This window comes from Paenibacillus phoenicis (assembly GCF_034718895.1).
In the GTDB taxonomy this organism is placed as follows: domain Bacteria; phylum Bacillota; class Bacilli; order Paenibacillales; family Paenibacillaceae; genus Fontibacillus; species Fontibacillus phoenicis.
Genome location: NZ_JAYERP010000001.1, coordinates 1505421 through 1524640, shown reverse-complemented (window position 1 = coordinate 1524640; position 19220 = coordinate 1505421). Strand labels below are relative to the sequence as shown.

Genomic DNA, 19220 nt, shown 5'->3' with positions numbered 1-19220 from the left:
ATTATCCAAGTGGTGATGTAAGGCAAGGAGGGATAAGATTGCATACCGCTGAATTTGCCAGATTGCTTGATCTCATCGTGAAGGATTATCAGGCCCACATGGAGGAGGAGCTGGCTCCCACGCTAACGACGTCGCAGTTGACCGTTCTGGAGCTGCTGGAGCAGCAGGGCAATCTGAAGCCGTCCGATTTGATTCCGTTTCTCTCCACGACGCCGGCTGCAGTGACGATGCTGCTTGACCGAATGGAGCGGGGCGAACTGATCCGCCGTGACCGGGACGAGAACGATCGCCGCAACGTATGGGTGTCGATTACTGATAAAGGACAATCCGAAGTCCGGCGGGGCATCGAAGTTCGCAACACTTACTTAAGCGGCGTGTTGAATCGCATCTCCACCCATAATCAACAACTGCTGGTATTTCTGCTGGGCAAAATTTCCGGAACGAAATAAGGAACTTGCCTACGAGGGAGTCAATGAATAGGCGGGACGTCAGGGAGCTGAATAATCAGCTCCGGACGTCCCGCCTTTTTTACATTTCTATTCCGTTTCCCCCGGCCTGCAGCAGCGCTGCGAGGCGGGTATACGTTCCTTCCTCCCACCGATCCCAGGGATACGCGCGCGGCGGGAGGGAGACCAGATCGATCGGCTCCTTGGTCACCGGGTGCGGAAAACCGACGTACAGCGACCAAAGTGCGATTTGTTGGCCTGGTTTATTCCGCCCCGCGCCATATTTCTGATCGCCATACAGGGGGCAGCCGATTTGGCTCATTTGCACCCGGATCTGGTGCGGCCGGCCGGTGTGCAGCTCCACCTGCACAAGGCTCAGCCGCTCCGATGCGGAGGTGCCGAGCACCCGGTAATCAAGCCGGGCTTCTTTGCCGCCGGGTGTCCCCGCGGGAACGACAGACACCGTATTGGTGCGTTCGTCTTTAAGCAGCGTATCCGTCAAACGACCTTGCCGCTGCGGCGGCGTTCCGTGTACGACGGCGACATACGTTTTGCTGAACCGGCGGCTCCGCACCATCTCCGCTAACCGCGAAGCGGCTTTTGATGTCTTGGCAAAAATCATGGCGCCCCCGACCGGACGGTCCAGCCGATGGACAAGTCCGAGATAGACGTTGCCGGGCTTGCCATACCGCTCCTTGATGTCCGCCTTCAGCAAATTCAGCAGATCGGGGTCCCCGCTGGCATCCTCCTGGGTGGGGATGTTCACCGGCTTCTCGATACCGAGCAGATGGTTGTCTTCGTAAAGGATTGCCATCGCCGGCTGCCCCGAGGTCCGCTTAGCTTCGGAATCCATTGATTATTCCTCCCAGCGTCCGAGAATGCCGCAAGGGAGGTGAAGCCCCGAGCGGGTGATCGGCAGTCCCAGTTCGCCGGCCGAGATCCGTCCTCCGTAACGCTTCTTGACGGTCATCGTCAGAATGTTGTTCAGTACGGTAGGGGAAATGCCGGTCGTATACGAGTTGATGAGGAAGAAGAGCGGCTTGTCCGACAGAATCGACAAGCAAGATTCCACGAACGGGTAGAGGCTCGTCTCCAGCTTCCACATCTCACCGCCCGGACCACGCCCGTAGGACGGAGGATCCATGATAATCGCGTCATAACGGTTGCCGCGCCGTTGCTCCCGCTGCACGAATTTGAACACGTCATCCGTGATGAAGCGTACATGGCGGTCGGCCAAACCGGACAGCGCCAGGTTCTCCTTAGCCCATTGGACCATCCCTTTCGCTGCATCGACGTGAACGACCGAAGCGCCGGCCGAAGCTACGGCTACGGTGGCGCCGCCGGTATATGCAAACAGGTTCAGCACCTGAATCGGCCGACCCGCGCCGGCGATCTTGTCCATCATCCACCGCCAGTTGGCGGCTTGCTCCGGAAACAATCCGGTATGTTTGAAATTGGTTGGGCGGATATAAAATTTCAGCCGGTCATAGGAAATCGTCCAACGGTCGGGAATCTGCTTCTTCATCTCCCACTGTCCGCCGCCGGAGGAGCTGCGGTGGTAATGCCCGTGCACATCGTGCCAGCGGCGATCCTCATTGGCGATCGGCCAGATGATCTGCGGGTCGGGGCGCCGCAAAATGATATCCCCCCAGCGCTCCAGCTTTTCCCCGTTTCCGGTGTCCATTACTTCATAATCCTGCCAATCGTTTGCTACATACATGTGTTGATCCTTCCTTCCGCCGCCTCATGCGGCCCGCCCGTTTGGGCATGTCCTTAAGTTCTGTAGATTCGGTAGTTATTGTACCTTATTTTTCTATCGGCATGCTACCTTCCTGGTGAAAACGATCTTCAATTAATTCCGCGACTGTGGTAGTCTTTCATTAAAACGCCAAGTTTTGGAGAGGCAAGGAGAGAGTCTTGGAAATGTTACGTCGTTTTTTTCATATTACCGACCTTATAAACATTTGTTTATTCTAGATTTCAGCTGTGCCGTGGTGGCAGCGCTTTATTTCAATGCAAAAATGACCAAGACCTACCGCGGCTTGTTTTCCGCGCTCGCTGATTTCAATTCCCGCGTAGAGGAGAACATCGGCGGGATCCGCGTAGTCCAGGCGTTTGTGAACGAAGGGCATGAACAAAAACTGTTTGAGGAAAACAACAATGCCTATCGCGCCACGAAGCTTTGGGCTTACAAAATCATGGCCGGCGGCTTGTCCATCAAATACATGCCCAGTTCGGACATTTGAATGCCTTAAAGCAACGAAGACCGCAGAAGCTCTTAAGGGGAGCCTGCGGTCTTATTCGTTTCAAGATCAGCGCAAATAAGCATAGTAGTCCTGGGATCGGCATACCCGGAACCCCGCCTGTTCATAAAGCTTTTTGGCTTGGGGGTTGTTCAGTGCTACTTCCAGCCAAACGTCGAAGCCCTTTGCTCTTTCACGTTCAACGACCTGCCGCAAGGCGGTACCGCCGATGCCTTGACCCCTGTGGGATGAAGTAACAACAAATCCATAAATCCAAGCCTCCCGTTCGCGGGGGGAAACGCGAATTTTCCCGACGGCCTCGCCCTCATGCACGATCAGCTCGTTCTGGCGGATCTCCTCCTCGGTTAACTTCTCGTAGAACAATCGGGTTTCCTCCGCAGCGAGATTAAACCCCTCCTGGTCGAGGCGAGCGAGCAGCGGTCGGTCCGCTGCCTCAGCCGAGCGAAGCGTGATCTGTGCCGTTCTTGACGGGGCATTCACCGCAGTTGCTTCCGGGGTGTATTTCATCTGATATTCGCTGAATTCAAAACGGCAAGGATAGGCGGCCAGGAATTGCTTGGCCGAGTCTGAGTTCCCAGGAGCATTCAATAGGATCTTCGGATACGAACCCAAAGTAGCCGTGTTTAATCCGCGTCTAAGCAGGGAAGTGAAGATACCTTGTCTACGGTAATCCGGGTGAACCATGCCGCAGACTTCCAACGTGCTTCCGAACGGATACAATCCCAAGAAGGCTACCAGTTGCCCTTCGCGGAACTCTACCAGATCTGCGGCACTCTCTTCCTTACGGGAGTGCAAGGTATCCCAATTTAACTTCAAAGCAATCCCGTCATGCTGCTCTACGCGTTGTTGAAGGGCTTCCACGTCAGCCCAAGTCCATGTCGGATTCATGATACCTCACTTCCTTTCATTTGTATTCTAGCGGATCGAAAGGAAATTGGCACGCGAAACCATCAACAGCCGGCGCTTGACAAACCGCAAGGACGGGGGTAGCTTGAGAGTACTGCAAATCTACTTATTTTTTCGGAGGTACTAAGAATGGATATCATCGAAATGAATCAAGTGACTTGGTTCCGGGATGGGAAGGCCGTATTAAACGGCATCGATTGGACGGTCCGCGAGGGAGAGCATTGGGCGATGCTGGGCTTAAACGGTTCAGGCAAGACGACGCTGCTTAATATGATCAGCGGCTACCTCTGGCCGACGTCCGGCCAAATCAGCGTACTGGGAAACCGGTTTGGCGAAGTAGATTTGCGGGAGCTGCGCAAAACGATTGGGTGGGTTAGTTCTTCGATGCAGGCCAGACTGCACGGGGAGCAAAAAGCCGAGGATCTTGTGGTGAGCGGCAAATTTGCATCCATCGGACTTTACGAGAAGCCAACGACAGAGGATTATGAACAGGCTGCAGCCTTAATGAACCAGCTCCACTGCAGCCACCTGCATGGACGGGCTTACCAGACGTGTTCCCAGGGGGAACAGCAAAAGCTGTTGATTGCCCGGGCCTTGATGGCCTCGCCCCAGCTTCTCATCTTGGACGAGGCGACGAACGGGCTGGATTTCATCTCCCGGGAAGGGCTTCTGGAAAGCATCGCACAGCTGGCCGCCGAACCGAATACGCCGCATATGCTGTATGTGACGCACCATACCGAGGAAATCTTGCCGATTTTCACGCATACGCTGCTGCTTCGGCGGGGAGAAGTGTACGCGCAAGGGAAAACATCGGATGTCCTGAACGAAACCGGGTTATCCGATTTCTTTGAAACGCCGGTCGCTTTGCGATGGAATCAGGAACGGGCTTGGCTTTCGACGAAATAAGCCTTAACCCGTCGGAGTGCTCCCGGCGGGTTTTGTTGTTTTGGACCCGGAGGATTTTTTGCGTATTGCGCCGATGAACCAATAAATACTTGGGATGATAAACTCGGCAAAGCAGAACAGAAGCGCCCCCTCCCAGGACAGGAAAGAAATAATTTCCGGCGGGGTTCTAACAATGGACAAGGAGTATATGGACACAAAGGCGACAACCGGCAAGGTGAAGGGTTTGTGATCCTTTACGCCGGCCAACTGGGCGAGACATAAGACCGCTGTGTAAACAATAAACGACATTTTCACAAAGATGCTGGTTAACCACAAACTAATTAAGATCGGGTCCATTGTTTCGATAAACGAGCCAACGCGAATGAAACGAACCAGTTCCATGTCGGGGTAGACCAGATTAGCTCCCAGCTTCGGTCCAAAGGTCAGCAGAATCGGAATGAGATGCATCAGGATCAACAGCAGCGAAGTGAGTGTAGCCCAGAAAAGGGTTCGGAACACCTTTTTTGGCGTTTCTAGATAAGGGAAAAGCAGAAACAAGAAAGCCATCTCGCCAAAAATAGCCATGGTATCTACAATTGAGGCCCACATATCCTTCACCGACAGATGGTTTATCAAGGCGGTGAACATATCCAGTTCCATCTCTTGAAATCCGATGAACGGAAGACAGATTAAGGCGGCGGCAAAAACAAGAAAAAAGCCTTCTGCCATTCGGAAGATGGTCAAGATCCCGCAGCGTACGGCATAGGCAACACATACTCCAAAGATGGCAACCACCGCCCAATCCGGCGTACCAATCAAATATTCCGATAACAAGAAATCAGCAAGCTCCCTTAAATTGAGGGCAGCCAGAAAGAGATGAAGCAGCACGATATAAAGGACGAAAATGAAATGAAGGGGGCGGCCCACCACTTTGCTCCCGAATTGAACAAAAAATTCGTTGGGGCGGGAGGAAGCGAGCTTATAGGCCGGGTAGCAAAATAGCAGCCCCAGCAAAGCGCCTACCAAGACGGCCATCGGCGTGGAATACTTGCTGCCTCCGAGCAGCATCGCTGTATAAAAGGCGATGACTGTGGTGAAGGATTGCAAGCTGAAAAGCGCAAATATTTGATTGGTTGTAATGTTATTAAGCATGCTTTCCGCCTCCTAAAGTCCCGTGTCAATACGATCTGCCCAGCAATGTATGGCATAAATATTGGAACATGATGATCACATTCCATTGTTCCTTCAGTTTAAATGTGACTTCTGAGGTGATGAAGAAACAGATGGAGACGAGCAGTACGGTCATTCGGGTTTTCAGCTGGACGCCCTCTTTTTTCTGCATCATCCAGTCTACCGTCATAATGAGTACATACAGGATACCAATATAGACCACGTCGATCCCTCGCTATCTATTGGTTTCGTGAACCACCGAACGATAAACGCCGCCCGTACGGTTTACACGGATATTAACGTCAACCTCAATCGGGAGTTCGTTGGCGTAATAATTTTTCCATTGATCCTGCATCGTATGCCAAACTTTTGGATATTTCCAATCCAGATATTGTCTCATGAGGAAAGCGTCGGAACGGGCTTGACGGGTCTTGTTCAGAACGCGGATGAACTGCTCTTCCACGTCTTTACTCAGGATTTCTTCCAATTGTTGAATAACTTGCGGATCCTTCAAATCGATGTGAGAGAGCGAGGATTCCACATAAGCTTTGGCACTGCTAACGAGCCGGAACGAGACCTGATCTCCCTGTACTTTCGGTTTAATGTCCGTCTTTATTTCCTCGATGTAAAAGCTCATCTCCTTCCCATCGGTGGGAGAGGAGATCGTGAGCGTCGTATTTTTAAGCTGGGAGCTGATCCACAGCGCGGTTTGATGCTCGAGAGGGGTGAGCACGGTCTTTGCCATTTTACCGTTGCTGAAGATCGCTGCACCTCCGGAACCCATCCAACGGTTCTTCTTCGGATCCTCTTGCGCCACTCCTGGGAGTTCCCCGAAATACATCAGCGGGATTAGAATATCCCCTCCTTCATATAATGCCAGCTTGTAATCCTTGATTGTGGTGTCTAGTACATAGTGATTGTTGACGTATTTTCGCAGGATGTCACTGAGAATACGTTCAAACACCATCGGTGCTTTCGTTATCTCTTTAACATCGCCGGGTGTTATAAACAAGCTAGCACTCAGTCGGAAGGAAGGCTGGCGGAAGACGAATTCGACAACCTGGTCCAAGCCATACTCCGCCTGTCTTCGGCCAATCACGACGATGCGGGTTTGACCAAAGGTAATATTCCGGGGCACGTCGATTTGAATTAAATTTAAGGCCTGGCTTAGATTTTCTGCTCGCCTGGTCACAAAGCTAAACGGATCCCCTTGGGGTTGTCCTGTCCCGCCGGATTCCCCCGGAATCATCCGGTTGGGGAGCGGAATTCCTAAGGTCAGCTCCGTCTGCCCGTCCTCTGTTCGATCGATCAGCACCGTGTTCACAAACGCCCGGTTGTTTAGCTCCTGGACAGACCAGCATCCGCCAACGCCGATGAAGAGCAAGAAAACCAAAATTGCAGTTACGATAGCGCGATGGATTCTCGTCACTCCAATTCACCTTTCTCCTTTGCCCAACCCCGTGGATTTGAGTTTTGCCGGATTTCGTTGTTCGAGAGCTGCAACGGGCGCTTACGCATTTTCCACCAGGGAGCCCGAAGGAACGTGTCGCCCAAATCCTTGCCCATCAGCGGGGCAATCGGGGACATATAGGGAATCCCAAAGGACCTCAAATTGACCATATGGATGTAAATCAGAATTAACCCGCAGGTCAAACCGTACAATCCGAACATGGAAGCTAAGATCATGATCGGAAAACGCAGCAATCGAAACGCCAAACCTAAATCGAAATGGGGGATGATAAACGAAGCAATCCCCGTTAATGATACGATGATCACCATGGCCGCCGAGACAATACCCGCCTGGACGGCGGCGGTGCCAATGATTAAGGCGCCGATAATGGATACGGCTTGCCCGATCGATTTTGGAATCCGAATAGAAGCTTCGCGGAGAGCTTCAAACGCCAGTTCCATCGCAAATGCTTCCCATAGCGCCGGAAAGGGAACGATTTCCCGCGAAGCGGCGATCGTAATCAGCAGCTGTGAAGGGATCATTTCCGGATGAAACGTGGTCACTGCGATATAAATCGACGGCAAGGTTAAAGAAGCAAATACGAAAAAATAACGAATCCAGCGAATCCAGTTCGCCGCGATATAACGCTGGTAATAATCCTCTGCCGATTGCAGCAGCATCGGCAATGTCACCGGAGCGAGCAACACGATCGGTGAACCATCTACGATGATGGCAATTCTCCCCTCCAACAGCGCTGCGGTGACGACGTCAGGGCGTTCCGTGTACTGCAGTTGCGGAAAAGGCGAATAAGGGTTATCCTCGATGATTTCTTCCACGTAGGCGGAGCCCAGAATTCCGTCCATGTCGAGGTAAGAAAGTCGACGCTGCACTTCCTTCACGAGTTCCGGTTTACATACGTCCTCCACATAAGCCAGCACGATACCGGTTCGTGTTTCCCGGCCTTTATTGACCGTTGGCGTTTTGAGATGCGGACTCTTGATCCGGCGGCGAATCATGGTCAGGTTCTTCTCCAAATCCTCGATAAAGGCTTCTCTCGACCCGCGGATGACGGATTCATTGGGGGCTTCATCGATGCTGCGCGTCGGGTAAGCCGAAATGGAGAATGTCAACATCCGCATATCCCCGTCGATCATTAGCAAAGCTCCGGCATTCAGGATGGCTTGAACCGCTTGATTCAAGTCATCGATGACCGTAGCTTGAGATACGCTTAGTGCCTTGTCTTCGAACAGGAACTGATAAATATCTTTCTCTTGCAGCTGCGCGGATTCTCGCTGCAAGCTGCGAACGATAAATTGCTGGACCGTCTCCTGCGCAATCATCCCGCGCACATAGATTAAGGCGCACGGTTGCCCTGAGCTGATTGTAAATTCCCGATAGATGATGTCTGAGGTGTCCTTTAGCACCTGCTTCAACCAATCTAACCGAGCTTGTAAGCTTTGATCGGCAGCGGGAGCGGGCGAATCCGCACGGCTTGGGGGAAGTGTCGGAGTTTTGCCAGACTTTCCCCCGATGGAGTGCTTTCGGCGCTGCAGCTTTCTGATGATGGGCATGGAACGTCCTCCTTCCTAGCCGACTATTCCCAGTTAAGATGCGCCGTTTACAGGAGAAATATTCTAATTCTTAGCAGAACCGGAGTAAAAACCAAAGTCAATCGCAACGAGATTATTTTTGAAGCAAGTTGGTAATAAAGGGTAACGACATCATCGAAAGGATCAGTTGATTGGAGAAGGGTTCTCATGCCAAGAATAATGTTATACGGCGGTTTTTATTTCGTTAACATTTCCGTCGCTATATATCGCCCTGGTGTCCTTTCACCAGGGGATGATTCCTTCCAAGCTGGCCTTTTCTACGGGATCATCCTGACCCTCATCATGATCTGCATTCACCTATCGAGACTGAACAGCTCCGGGGTTCCTTATTTAACGCCGTTGTCCCCCAGCTTTTATCGCGACTGGCGGGATATGGTCATTCGAGCCCCCTTACCGATGCTCACGAAGCGGCCCCAATTTAAGGCCCGCACCAAAGTTCGAGGCTCAACGGTGGAAACCAAATGAGAAAGGAGGACAATAGCTGAGGTGGGTATGGAGATCCGCCATGGAAGCGGAAGTGACGAGCTAAGGTCTTTTGGCCTGGATTTCAGTGAACAAGGCAGCAGCAGCCACCCCATCAAAACACGCCTTTAGGACTATTCAGGGCGGAGTGTGTTTGCGCGATATTTATAAGTATAAGGTAGATTTTAGGCGATGTACGCGCAGATTAAGAAGGGGGGGTCATATGAGAACTCACGTCATGGAGCTTCAGGAAGGGGACCGTCTGAGAACCGATGTGTTTAATCGAGCCGGTTTGCACATTCTTCCGAAGGGGACAAGCATTCATGCGGAGGAAATTGCCCTGCTGATTCGGCAAAGTATCGATTACGTCGATATCGAATTGCGCGAAGGGGAAGTTGCCCTGAACTCTGGTAAGAATTCAAGCTTCATCCAGCGTTTGCGCGATAACTTTTATTTTACGGTGAAGGGGTATCAGACGTTATTTTTAGAGGCGCTGACGACAGGGAAGTTTAATCAATCCATGGTTGAGCAGCATTTAGTGCCCATGCTTGAGGTCCTGGATCGAAATAAGGATGTCGTGTCACTCCTGATCGCCTTCACTGAAGAGGATGTTAATATTTATAACCACTCGTTGCAGGTAGGTCTGTTGTCCTATTATATTGCCACCTGGCTTGGACACCCGCCTAATGAATGTTATGAAATCAGCAAAGCGGGTTATCTGCACGATATCGGGAAGAGCCAGGTACGCCAATCGCTTCGCAACCGCGAGCATGAATTAACTGGGGAAGAACGGGAGGAAATGAATCGTCATACTTCCTACGGTTATGAAATCATCCGCCGATCGACAGGGGAAGAAGTGACGGCCCTCGTCGCACTTCAGCATCATGAACGGGAGGACGGCTCCGGTTTTCCGGCCAGCTTACGCAAAGAGAAAATCCATCCTTATGCCGAAATTGTTGCGGTAGCCAATGAATACATAGCGATGACGTCTCCAGACGCATCAGGTTCGCGGCAGGATATCTTGACCGTGCTGCGAAACATTTATAATCTCGGATTCGGCAAGCTGAATGAGAAGGCGGTTCAAGCGTTGACTGCCAATCTCCTGCCGAATTTCATCGGGAAGAAAGTGAAACTAAGCAACGGCGAAACGGCGACGATCGTATGGAACAACCCTACCGATATTTTCAAACCGTTGGTGCAAATCGACGAATGGCAGTTCCGGGATTTGTCGAGAGAACGAAATATTGAATTAGTACATGTGTTTGTCTAAAATTTCATCAATCCAGAGGAAACAACCCGCTTCTCAATCAAAAGAGAAGGGGTTGTTTTTTTGTTCGTACTACTTGGGATAGAAATGGCAGGTTTACTTGCTGTTTCTCCCGTCGTCATAACTGAGCTGCCATTCGATGCCGTATTTGTCCTTTAGGTTGCCGTAACAAGGGCTCCAGAACGTTTCTTGCAGCTCCATTTTAACCGAGCCGCCTTCTTTGAGGCGCTCAAACGCGGTAGTGATTTCCTCCCGATTGGTGCTGATCAGCGCCAAACTGATATTGGTTCCAACGGTATAAGGGGAACCCGGGAACACATCGGAGAACATCAGGTTGCTGCCGCTTATCTTCAAGTTGGCGTGCATGACCCGATCCTTCGCCTCTTCAGGAAGCGTATAATCCGGCTCTGCGGAGTGCGCTTCGCCGTAGGTCATGATTTGCGGCCGCTCCACGCCAAACGCCTGGGCGTAAAACTCAACCGCTTCACGGCAGTTGCCGTCGAAATACAAATATGCGTCAATCGGCATATCAATCTCCTCCCTTAAAATCGCTCGCTTATTCACATTTGACTCCCTTACATCATACCCAGAATCCGCGAACTCGAATCAGACAAAATCCATTACTGGGAGATATTAACTCCAATTTATTTACACTATTTTAGAAAGAACATTTGATGAGAGATAAGGGATATATTCAGTAAGATAGAGACTTTTTGTTTACATTGCGATAATATAATTCGTAAATTAATATCATAAAGATGTTTATACTTTAAAATAAAATTCCAAAACTTAATGAATGAATTTCCAAAAAATTTCACATGGTTTGCTTGTTTTTTGTCAGCTTTGCGCTTAAGATAGGATTGCAAGTCTAGTAAACATATCCAAATAGTGAAGTAGGTATGAAGATGGCAATTCATGATAATATTTTGATCAAAATTCGCGATATGAAGGAGAATCTGACGCCGGTCGAGCGCATGGTAGCGGAATATATTCTCGCTAATACGGAAGACATTCCCCACCTGTCGATCAAAAGCTTGGCCAAGCTGAGCAAAACAAGCGATGCTTCTGTGCTTCGGTTCTGCAAAACGATGGGATACAGCGGTTACCGTAGCTTTATCGTCAGTATTTCAGCGGCGCTTGGCTCGATGGACGACGAGCGGAAGGACCAGTACACGGATATCCAACCGGGCGACGACCTGGATACGATTATCGCCAACATTTCGCGCAACAATATGAAGTCCATTGAGGATACGTTAAGCGTGCTGGATCGCGGTGAGGTTGCCCGTGCCGTTAAAGCGCTGCGTGCCTCCAACCGCATTGTGTTCTTTGGGATCGGCGCCTCCGGATTGGTGTGTCAGGACGGGGAACAGAAATTTTCACGAATTAATAAAATGTGTCATTCGTACACCGATGGGCACAGTCAGTTGACCGCGGCGACATTGCTTGGCAAAGGTGACGTTGCCATCTTCGTCTCTAACTCCGGAAATACCTTGGAAATCATAGAGACACTGGAGATTGCCAAGAAGAACAACGCTACGACCGTCGCCATTACCAAATACAACAAAAGTGAGCTTGCAGATAAGGCGGATATCCTGCTTGGCATTTCCACACCCGAGATCACCATGCGTAGCGGGGCGATGGGTTCCCGGATTGCGATGCTAACGATCATTGATATGCTGTTTGCTGGGGTGGCCAGTGCGGAATATCAAAATGTGAAGAAGTATTTGACCAAAACGCACAGTATTTTAGCCGCGAAACACAAAAGATAAGAGTATCAACTCCACGAGACATGGGATCCTGACGATCCAATGTCTTTTTTTGTTGAAAAAAGGAGTAAAAAATCAAAAATATATTACATAGTAAAATTTTATTTCAAAAACTATTGACGGGGTAAAGTTTACCACCGTAAACTAAGACTCAAGTAAAGGGTGGATCAAACCAGATCATCAGTGAGGAGAATGAAGACGCCATGGAAGAATATTATGCAGGTCTGACGACGGAGGCTATCAACCAGAACACGCTAAGGATTGATGAATGCTCGACCGAAGAAATGCTGCGTCTGCTGAATCGGGAGGATGCCACGGTGCCCGCCTCCGTTGCTGCGGAAATTCCGCAGATCACCAAGGCGGTGGATCTTCTGCACCAACTGCTGATGCAGGGGGGGAGAATGTTTTATATCGGGGCAGGAACTTCTGGTAGATTGGGGGTGCTGGATGCTTCGGAATGTCCACCAACCTTCGGCGTTGATCCTGAGCTGGTGCAAGGGCATATCGCTGGTGGAGACATCGCTTTAAGAGCAGCTGTCGAAGGTTATGAGGATAACGAAGAGGAGGGGATCGCATTAATCGAACGGCTTGGGGTGACGAACAAGGATGCTGTGATCGGTATTTCTGCCAGCGGCAGCGCCAGCTTCGTCATCGCCAGCCTGAAGAAAGCTGCCGAGCTGGGGGCGACGACCATTGGCATCGTCAACAACAAGGCATCCAAGCTGGAGGCCGTCTGCGATATTTGTATCTCACCTGTCGTAGGGCCGGAAGCGATTATGGGTTCAACCCGTCTGAAGGCGGGAACGGCGCAGAAGCTGGTGCTTAACATGCTCACGACCTGCACGATGGTGAAGCTGGGGAAAACGTACAATAACCTGATGGTGGACTTGAAGGCTAGCAACAAGAAGTTGTATGACCGTTCCATCCGCATCCTCAAAATCGCCACCGGCGTCGACAGCGCAACCGCTGCGAAAGTGCTGGAAGAGGCATCGCTGAACTGCAAGCTTGCGATCCTGATGATTAAGACGGGGATGAAGGCCAAGGAGGCCGAGCGCGTATTAAGCGAGTGTGACGGAAATCTCAAGCTGGCTATTCGCACACAAAACAAAGTGGTTTAGCACGATAATCCAGGGGGAGGATTTTTTGCTATGAGAAAAATGCATGTATTGGCATCCGTATTGGCATTAACCATGTCGATCAGCTTATTGACGGCATGCGGGTCGGGGAACAAAGCCGCGAACGGCGGCAATTCCGCCGCTCCCAACAACACGAATGGCGCCGCTGAAGCGCCTGCCGAGGCCAAAGACACGATCACCGCGTTACTCCCGCCGGTTTCTGGCAACTTCCAAAGTCGTTTTGAGGAAATCGAGAAGGACTTCAACGCCCTTTATCCCAATTTAACCTTAAAGATTGAACCGGCCAGCTGGGAGGACATGACGCAGAAGCTGGATACGCAGGTTAACGCCGGCAGTCCCCCAGACATTGCCTTTATCGGATCGGATGGGATCTCCAAATACGTGCAGCAAGGGATGTTGATGGACATCACCGATACAGTGACCCCGGAAATGGTCGCGGATTTTGATCCGACGCCGCTCGAATACATGAAGAAAGCGGATGGATTGTACGGGTTCCCGGCCTACATGGAGGTTCACGCCCTTGGCGGCAATAAGCAGTTCCTTGAAGAAGCGGGAATCGATTGGAAAAGCGTGCAGCAAAACGGTTGGACGTACGAAGAGTTCCGCGAAGCGATCAAAAAAGGCGTCGTGAAGGAAGGCGATACGATCAAACGGTACGGCTTCGTGTTCGCAACAGCCGGGGTGACGGCCAAGGATTATCTGAACATCCTTATCAAAAATGCCGGAATGCCAGCCGCGTTCACCAAGGACCTGAAATTTGCTTACACCAGCAAAAATTACTTGGAAGTGCTGAAGGCGGTCCGGCAGATGATCGATGACGGCTCGATGCCGAAGGAGCTGAGCTCCGTCGATGCCGGCAAACGCTGGAACATGTTCCTGACCGGTCAAACGATGATTACCGGGAAAGGGTTGGCCACCTTCGAGAACTCGGCGAACCAAAACAACGAGAAGCTGAAGGCGAATGACGGCAGTGCGGTAGCTGGCAGCATTCCGGTTGAATACATCGTGCTTCCTGTACCAACATTCCTGGGCCAAGAACCGATCTCCAGCACGGTCGTGGACGGTTATGTCACCTTCCGCGGCAAGAAGGAGCCCACGGCCGAGCATAAGGCTAACGTCGTGAAGGCGGCTTACTTCCTGGCCAGCGGCAAAGTAGCAGCGTTGACGAACAATGACTTGTTTGCGGCTCACATTACGAAGAGCGGCAGAGAAGCAGCGAAGGACCTGACGGTGAACCGTAACCCGGATAACGTGGCCGCGGTCGAAACCCTGTTATCGCATGCCAACCCGGCACGTCCGGACATCCCGGTAGAGCTTGGTGCACAGGCGATCAAGCTGGAGGATGAAGTGATCATTCCGAAGCTGCAAGCTTTGTTAGCTGACGAGATTACGCCGGAGGAAATGTATGAAGCCGTCAAAAAAGAAGCGATTAAGATGTTTGGGGAAGACGGCGTTGTGATCGACTAGCAAATGAAGGATCGGATAGCCGTGCGTGATGGACCGCGGCTATCCGAACCGTTTTTTTTACACTAGCGAAAAGGAGTTTGGACACGATGGCCCAGTTGGCAAAAATGCGGACGGCAGGCCCAACAAAGAAGAAAATGCTGCGGATCAAGGGAGACACTAGCTGGGCTTATGCTTTTATCGCCGTGGCGCTGGTCGTCTATGCAGTATTTACGGCCTATCCCGTTGTCAGTGCTTTGATCATTAGTTTTCAGGAATACAAACCGCTGGGTTCCCAGTTTGTCGGGGGGGAGAATTATGTGAACACCTTCTCCGATACCTTATTTTGGAAATCGATCAAGAACACGATCGTTTATACGCTTCTGACGGTTCCGGTATCTTTGTTCCTGTCTTTTGTCATCGCGATTATGATCCATCCGCTGCGTAAAGGAATGCAAACGACATTTAAAGCGATCTATTATTTGCCGGCGGTGGCTTCCGGTGTGGCCTTGTCGGTCGTCTGGCTATGGATCTTTGATCCGATGACGAGCGGGATCTTAAACCAGCTGCTGGGCCTGTTTGGCATCACGAACCAGAACTGGCTGGGCACCAGCTCGACGGCGATGTTCTCGCTGGTGTTGATGGCATGGCTGTCCAGTCACGGCACGAGCATTATCATCTATTTGGCGGCGCTGCTTGGCATTGATAATAGTTACTACGAAGCGGCGGAGCTAGATGGGGCTTCGTTCCTCCAGAAGCTCTGGCACATCGTGATCCCGTGCCTTAAGCCAACAACGCTGTTCCTGTTGGTCACCGGCGTGATCGGCTCCTTCCAAGTGTTCCAGAACGCCTATCTGATGACCGGAGGCGGTCCAGACAACGCGACAACGATGGTGGGGTTGCTGATCTTCAACAATGCCTTCAAGTATTTTGAATTCGGAGAGGCGGCGGCACAATCCTTGATTCTGACGGTGATTATTGCCGGCATTTCGCTGCTCCAGTTCAAATTTATGGGCAGCGACATCGAATATTAGCGCGGGAGGGAGGATGAACCATGGCACTATACAGCACCCATACCGGCCATCCATACGTTAGGCGAATCCGCAACGCAGGGCTCATGATCGTTCTTCTGCTTTTTGCGCTGGCGACGCTGTTTCCGATCTACTTCATGATTATTTCCTCCTTCGGCGATCCCGTGGAAGCGGGGGCCTTAAGCTATTCGTTGTGGCCGGGCAAAATATCGCTGGATTCCTACAAGTTTTTCTTCGACTATAGCGAGTATTCCTACCGCTGGCTGTTAAATTCGCTGATTGTGGCAACCAGCGTAATGGTGTCTAATGTCCTCTTTGCGACCTTGGCTGGTTACGCCTTCTCCAAAATCCGTTTCCGCGGCAGATCGGTGCTGTTTTCGATTATGCTCTGCGCGATGATGATTCCGTATCAAGTGACTCAAGTGCCGCTTTACATTTTGATCGTTAACGTGTTTCAAATTGAAAATACGTATAGTGCGTTGATTATGCCGGGACTGGTCACGGTATTCAACATCTTCCTAGCCAAGCAGTTTATGACCTCCATTCCGACGGAAATTTTGGAATGCGCGAAGGTGGAAGGTTGCAACCAGCTTCAAATGTTCACCAAGATCGTTCTCCCCCTCTCCAAAACTGTGATGGCGGTCATGGCCATTTTAACCTTTATGGATAGCTGGAACACGTTCTTCTGGCCATTTCTTGTGACAAACACGATGGACATGCAAACGATTCAGGTGGGGCTCAAAAACTTCCGATTCGCGAACACCACGTATTTTGCTCCCATGATGGCGGGGGCAACGATCTCGGCCTTGCCCATGTTCGTTTTGTTCTTTAGCTTGCAAAAATATTTCCTGGAAGGCGTCACCGTTGGAGCGGTGAAGGGTTGAACATGGAGGTGAGGAGATGGAACGTCCAAACGGAACCTCTGCGGTTTACCGCTATGCGGTTGGTTTAATGTCGGGAACTTCGGTCGACGGCATCGATGCCGCCGTGGTGGCCATTCGCGGTGAGCTTGATGGGAGCGAAAAACCGGAAGTCCAGCTGGTGGCGTATGAGAACACGTCTTATCCGGATCAGGTCCGAGCAGAGATCTTTGCGATGTTTGATCCCCGGCAAGCGACGATCGACCGGGTGAGCCGTCTGAACGTTTGGCTAGGCGAGCTGTTCGCCCAAGCAGCGCTGGCCGTGATTCGGAAAGCGGGATTAACCCCCGGCGATATCGCCTGGATCGGCTCCCACGGCCAAACCATTTATCATGCGCCGGACGCGGGTAGCGAGGACGGCCTTGATTTACGGTATACCGTACAAATCGGGGAAGGGGCTGTGATCGCGGCCCGGACGGGAATCCCTTGCGTCTCCGATTTTCGCGTCGCTGATATGGCGGTGGGAGGTCAAGGGGCTCCGCTTGTGCCGTATACGGAATATTTGCTGTACCGGGAGGAGAAGCGGACGCTGCTGCTGCAAAATATCGGGGGGATCGGCAATATGACCGTTCTACCCCAAAACTGCCGGCCCGATGAGGTGTATGCGTTTGATACGGGGCCCGGGAACGTGTTGATCGACGGGGTGGTGACGCGGCTTACGAAAGGAGCGGCAACGATGGATGTCGGCGGAAGTCTGGCCCGGCGCGGCCAAGTGCATGCTGGATTGCTTGAAGAATTAAAGCGCGAGCCCTATTACCAGCAGCCGATTCCGAAGTCAACCGGTCGAGAGCTTTTTAGTGCTTCCTACATGGATCGCCTGCTGGAGGATCAGGCTCGGTATGGCCTTTCGGCAGAGGATTTGGTGGCTACCGTCACCCGGCTTACGGCGTGGACGATCGGCGAAGGGTATCGCCGGTTTGTCCGGGCCCAGCATGCGGCCGATGTGTTGATCGTTGGGGGAGGCGGGAGCTATAATCCCGTGCTGATGAGCAAGCTGCAGGACGAGATGAATGCGATGGGGGTTGCCGTGATGACTCAAGAGGATCTGGGGTTTCACAGCGACGCCAAAGAGGCGGTGGCGTTTGCGTTATTAGCCGGCTGCACGCTGGACGGGGTGCCAAACAATCTCCCGCGGGTAACCGGGGCGGCTCATCCTGTGGTGATGGGGAAGATCAGTTATTCGCCTCCGGAGCGGGAATGACAGTTGGCCAACGTCAATTCATGAGAGAGGATGGCATCATCATGGTTGAAAACGGGATTGATCGGCTTTCGGAATATGCCAAGCTGCTGCAAGGCCATCGGCTTGGGTTGATCACAGCGCCGACCGGCCTCACCTCGGACTTTGTGTCTACGATTCAGGTGCTGCATGACGAGTTTCATTTGACGGCATTGTTCTCGCCCGAGCATGGCGTTCGCGGCGATCAGGCAGCCGGTGCTCTGGTAGACAGCTATATCGATCCGATCACGGGGGTGCCGGTACATAGCCTTTACCGGAAGGATTCCAAGCGGCTGACACCAGAGATGCTAGAGGAAGTTGATGCGGTCGTCTATGATATTCAGGATGTGGGCATACGGTACTATACTTACATTTATACCTTGCTTTACGCGCTGGAGGATTGTGCTGCAGCGGGCAAATCTTTTATTGTGCTGGATCGGGTAAATCCGCTGGATGGCGTCACGGTGGAAGGCAATGTGCTCAAGCCGGGGTTTGAGTCTTTTGTCGGCAACTACCCGCTTTGCGTGCGGTACGGCTTAACTGCCGGGGAAGTGGCCCGCATGGTCAACGAGCAAATGGGCTGGAACGCCGAACTGCATGTGATCCCATGCCGGGGGTGGAACCGGAGCATGCTCTATCCGGAAACCGGCCGGATCTGGGTACACCCGTCGCTGAATATACCTCGGTTCGAGACCGCCTTATTGTATGGGGGCACCTGCTTGTTTGAAGGGACAAATCTATCGGAAGGGCGCGGCACGACCTTCCCGTTTGAAATGATTGGCGCGCCTTATATTGAACCGGAGAAACTGGCGGTGGAAATGAATGCGAAGCGTTTGCCGGGCGTGTTGTTCCGACCGGTGTATTTTAAGCCAACGACGTCCAAACACGAGGATGAGCTCTGCGGCGGCGTCCAGTTATATGTGACCGATCCTCGGGCGCTGCAAGCGGTCGAGACCGGATATATCCTACTGGATACGATTCGTCGAAACTATGAGGCGTTTGCTTTCCTGCCGCCGATGAAGGAGAACCGCTTGTCGTTCATCGATATGCTGAGCGGTGACAAGCTCCTTCGCGAAGGGACCTTGCCGCTTCCGGAGATGCTGGAGCAATTTCGGGAAGAAAGCAAGGCGTTTGCCGAGATGAAGCAGCAATATCATCTCTATGCCTGAGGGGGATCGGCGGCTAAATCGGAGGTTTAGACGTTGTTCATCGGATTGATTAGCAGCAGACAAGGGAGGCGATATTAGG

21 protein-coding genes are annotated in these 19220 nt (G+C 51.8%); 13 read left to right on the top strand and 8 right to left on the bottom strand.

What is annotated here, in order from left to right; all coding sequences use genetic code 11:
• Nucleotides 1–38: 38 nt before the first annotated feature.
• Nucleotides 39–449, top strand: coding sequence for a MarR family transcriptional regulator (locus U9M73_RS07165; protein ID WP_260070759.1), 411 nt, complete (start codon nt 39–41; stop codon nt 447–449).
• Between the two features lie 79 nt (nt 450–528).
• On the opposite strand, the gene U9M73_RS07160 is transcribed toward U9M73_RS07165, so the two are convergent.
• Complete coding sequence (locus U9M73_RS07160) at nt 529–1299, bottom strand: RluA family pseudouridine synthase (protein ID WP_260070760.1); 771 nt, start codon at nt 1297–1299, stop codon at nt 529–531.
• 3 nt (nt 1300–1302) lie between these two features.
• Nucleotides 1303–2166, bottom strand: coding sequence for a class I SAM-dependent methyltransferase (locus U9M73_RS07155; protein WP_009225961.1), 864 nt, complete (start codon nt 2164–2166; stop codon nt 1303–1305).
• Nucleotides 2167–2440: 274 nt separating this feature from the next.
• On the opposite strand from U9M73_RS07155, the gene U9M73_RS07150 reads away from it, so the two are divergent.
• Nucleotides 2441–2692: an ABC transporter transmembrane domain-containing protein gene (locus U9M73_RS07150; protein ID WP_323076652.1), complete on the top strand. Its 252-nt coding sequence runs from the start codon at nt 2441–2443 to the stop codon at nt 2690–2692.
• Between the two features lie 66 nt (nt 2693–2758).
• On the opposite strand, the gene U9M73_RS07145 is transcribed toward U9M73_RS07150, so the two are convergent.
• Entirely contained in the window at nt 2759–3598 is an 840-nt protein-coding gene (locus U9M73_RS07145; RefSeq protein ID WP_323076650.1) for a GNAT family N-acetyltransferase, read from the bottom strand.
• Nucleotides 3599–3745: 147 nt separating this feature from the next.
• On the opposite strand from U9M73_RS07145, the gene U9M73_RS07140 reads away from it, so the two are divergent.
• Nucleotides 3746–4522 (top strand): ABC transporter ATP-binding protein, encoded by a 777-nt coding sequence (locus tag U9M73_RS07140; RefSeq protein WP_323076648.1) that lies wholly within the window; start codon nt 3746–3748, stop codon nt 4520–4522.
• A 3-nt stretch (nt 4523–4525) separates the two neighbouring features.
• Here the strand turns inward: U9M73_RS07140 and U9M73_RS07135 are convergent, their stop codons facing one another.
• The 4 genes from U9M73_RS07135 to U9M73_RS07120 are packed head-to-tail and all read right to left on the bottom strand — an operon-like array spanning nt 4526 to nt 8692.
• Nucleotides 4526–5653, bottom strand: coding sequence for a GerAB/ArcD/ProY family transporter (locus U9M73_RS07135; RefSeq protein WP_260070763.1), 1128 nt, complete (start codon nt 5651–5653; stop codon nt 4526–4528).
• Nucleotides 5654–5678: 25 nt separating this feature from the next.
• Nucleotides 5679–5894 (bottom strand): hypothetical protein, encoded by a 216-nt coding sequence (locus U9M73_RS07130; protein WP_260070764.1) that lies wholly within the window; start codon nt 5892–5894, stop codon nt 5679–5681.
• A 12-nt stretch (nt 5895–5906) separates the two neighbouring features.
• Nucleotides 5907–7100: a Ger(x)C family spore germination protein gene (locus U9M73_RS07125; protein ID WP_260070765.1), complete on the bottom strand. Its 1194-nt coding sequence runs from the start codon at nt 7098–7100 to the stop codon at nt 5907–5909.
• The gene (locus tag U9M73_RS07120) at nt 7097–8692 is read right to left on the bottom strand and encodes a spore germination protein (RefSeq protein WP_260070766.1); all 1596 of its coding nucleotides are present in this window, start codon (nt 8690–8692) and stop codon (nt 7097–7099) included. The genes U9M73_RS07125 and U9M73_RS07120 overlap by 4 nt, the downstream gene beginning before the upstream one ends.
• Before the next feature lie 217 nt (nt 8693–8909).
• Here U9M73_RS07120 and U9M73_RS22165 point away from each other — a divergent pair, with 217 nt between their 5' ends.
• The 3 genes from U9M73_RS22165 to U9M73_RS07110 all read left to right on the top strand — a co-directional run bounded on the left by U9M73_RS22165 (nt 8910) and on the right by U9M73_RS07110 (nt 10463).
• Nucleotides 8910–9005 (top strand): spore germination protein, encoded by a 96-nt coding sequence (locus U9M73_RS22165; protein WP_407673973.1) that lies wholly within the window; start codon nt 8910–8912, stop codon nt 9003–9005.
• A gap of 8 nt (nt 9006–9013) precedes the next feature.
• Entirely contained in the window at nt 9014–9196 is a 183-nt protein-coding gene (locus U9M73_RS22160) for a spore germination protein (protein ID WP_397376606.1), read from the top strand.
• Between the two features lie 220 nt (nt 9197–9416).
• The gene (locus U9M73_RS07110; RefSeq protein ID WP_260070768.1) at nt 9417–10463 is read left to right on the top strand and encodes an HD-GYP domain-containing protein; all 1047 of its coding nucleotides are present in this window, start codon (nt 9417–9419) and stop codon (nt 10461–10463) included.
• Between the two features lie 93 nt (nt 10464–10556).
• Here the strand turns inward: U9M73_RS07110 and U9M73_RS07105 are convergent, their stop codons facing one another.
• The gene (locus tag U9M73_RS07105) at nt 10557–10988 is read right to left on the bottom strand and encodes a VOC family protein (RefSeq protein ID WP_009225973.1); all 432 of its coding nucleotides are present in this window, start codon (nt 10986–10988) and stop codon (nt 10557–10559) included.
• Nucleotides 10989–11365: 377 nt separating this feature from the next.
• Between U9M73_RS07105 and U9M73_RS07100 the strand changes: the two genes are divergently transcribed.
• The 7 genes from U9M73_RS07100 (at nt 11366) to U9M73_RS07070 (ending at nt 19141) form a co-directional block, all read left to right on the top strand.
• Complete coding sequence (locus U9M73_RS07100) at nt 11366–12229, top strand: MurR/RpiR family transcriptional regulator (protein WP_036645902.1); 864 nt, start codon at nt 11366–11368, stop codon at nt 12227–12229.
• A 200-nt stretch (nt 12230–12429) separates the two neighbouring features.
• Nucleotides 12430–13344 (top strand): N-acetylmuramic acid 6-phosphate etherase, encoded by a 915-nt coding sequence (murQ, locus tag U9M73_RS07095; RefSeq protein ID WP_323076647.1) that lies wholly within the window; start codon nt 12430–12432, stop codon nt 13342–13344.
• A 30-nt stretch (nt 13345–13374) separates the two neighbouring features.
• Entirely contained in the window at nt 13375–14829 is a 1455-nt protein-coding gene (locus tag U9M73_RS07090) for an ABC transporter substrate-binding protein (protein WP_260070770.1), read from the top strand.
• An 86-nt stretch (nt 14830–14915) separates the two neighbouring features.
• Complete coding sequence (locus tag U9M73_RS07085; protein ID WP_323076645.1) at nt 14916–15839, top strand: carbohydrate ABC transporter permease; 924 nt, start codon at nt 14916–14918, stop codon at nt 15837–15839.
• A gap of 20 nt (nt 15840–15859) precedes the next feature.
• On the top strand, nt 15860–16720 hold the full coding sequence (locus U9M73_RS07080) for a carbohydrate ABC transporter permease (protein ID WP_260070772.1): 861 nt from the start codon (nt 15860–15862) through the stop codon (nt 16718–16720).
• A 16-nt stretch (nt 16721–16736) separates the two neighbouring features.
• Nucleotides 16737–17957, top strand: coding sequence for an anhydro-N-acetylmuramic acid kinase (locus U9M73_RS07075; protein ID WP_323076644.1), 1221 nt, complete (start codon nt 16737–16739; stop codon nt 17955–17957).
• A gap of 41 nt (nt 17958–17998) precedes the next feature.
• Entirely contained in the window at nt 17999–19141 is a 1143-nt protein-coding gene (locus U9M73_RS07070) for an exo-beta-N-acetylmuramidase NamZ family protein (protein ID WP_260070774.1), read from the top strand.
• The last annotated feature ends 79 nt before the right edge of the window (nt 19142–19220 follow it).

What these genes read in the sequence shown, in the direction of transcription:
- U9M73_RS07160 (WP_260070760.1), bottom strand. Translation starts at nt 1,299, where the DNA reads ATGGATTCCGAAGCTAAGCGGACCTCGGGGCAGCCGGCGATGGCAATC.
- U9M73_RS07155 (WP_009225961.1), bottom strand. Translation starts at nt 2,166, where the DNA reads ATGTATGTAGCAAACGATTGGCAGGATTATGAAGTAATGGACACCGGA.
- U9M73_RS07145 (WP_323076650.1), bottom strand. Translation starts at nt 3,598, where the DNA reads ATGAATCCGACATGGACTTGGGCTGACGTGGAAGCCCTTCAACAACGC.
- U9M73_RS07140 (WP_323076648.1), top strand. Translation starts at nt 3,746, where the DNA reads ATGGATATCATCGAAATGAATCAAGTGACTTGGTTCCGGGATGGGAAG.
- U9M73_RS07135 (WP_260070763.1), bottom strand. Translation starts at nt 5,653, where the DNA reads ATGCTTAATAACATTACAACCAATCAAATATTTGCGCTTTTCAGCTTG.
- U9M73_RS07120 (WP_260070766.1), bottom strand. Translation starts at nt 8,692, where the DNA reads ATGCCCATCATCAGAAAGCTGCAGCGCCGAAAGCACTCCATCGGGGGA.
- U9M73_RS22160 (WP_397376606.1), top strand. Translation starts at nt 9,014, where the DNA reads ATGATCTGCATTCACCTATCGAGACTGAACAGCTCCGGGGTTCCTTAT.
- U9M73_RS07110 (WP_260070768.1), top strand. Translation starts at nt 9,417, where the DNA reads ATGAGAACTCACGTCATGGAGCTTCAGGAAGGGGACCGTCTGAGAACC.
- U9M73_RS07105 (WP_009225973.1), bottom strand. Translation starts at nt 10,988, where the DNA reads ATGCCGATTGACGCATATTTGTATTTCGACGGCAACTGCCGTGAAGCG.
- U9M73_RS07100 (WP_036645902.1), top strand. Translation starts at nt 11,366, where the DNA reads ATGGCAATTCATGATAATATTTTGATCAAAATTCGCGATATGAAGGAG.
- murQ (WP_323076647.1), top strand. Translation starts at nt 12,430, where the DNA reads ATGGAAGAATATTATGCAGGTCTGACGACGGAGGCTATCAACCAGAAC.
- U9M73_RS07090 (WP_260070770.1), top strand. Translation starts at nt 13,375, where the DNA reads ATGAGAAAAATGCATGTATTGGCATCCGTATTGGCATTAACCATGTCG.
- U9M73_RS07085 (WP_323076645.1), top strand. Translation starts at nt 14,916, where the DNA reads ATGGCCCAGTTGGCAAAAATGCGGACGGCAGGCCCAACAAAGAAGAAA.
- U9M73_RS07080 (WP_260070772.1), top strand. Translation starts at nt 15,860, where the DNA reads ATGGCACTATACAGCACCCATACCGGCCATCCATACGTTAGGCGAATC.
- U9M73_RS07075 (WP_323076644.1), top strand. Translation starts at nt 16,737, where the DNA reads ATGGAACGTCCAAACGGAACCTCTGCGGTTTACCGCTATGCGGTTGGT.
- U9M73_RS07070 (WP_260070774.1), top strand. Translation starts at nt 17,999, where the DNA reads ATGGTTGAAAACGGGATTGATCGGCTTTCGGAATATGCCAAGCTGCTG.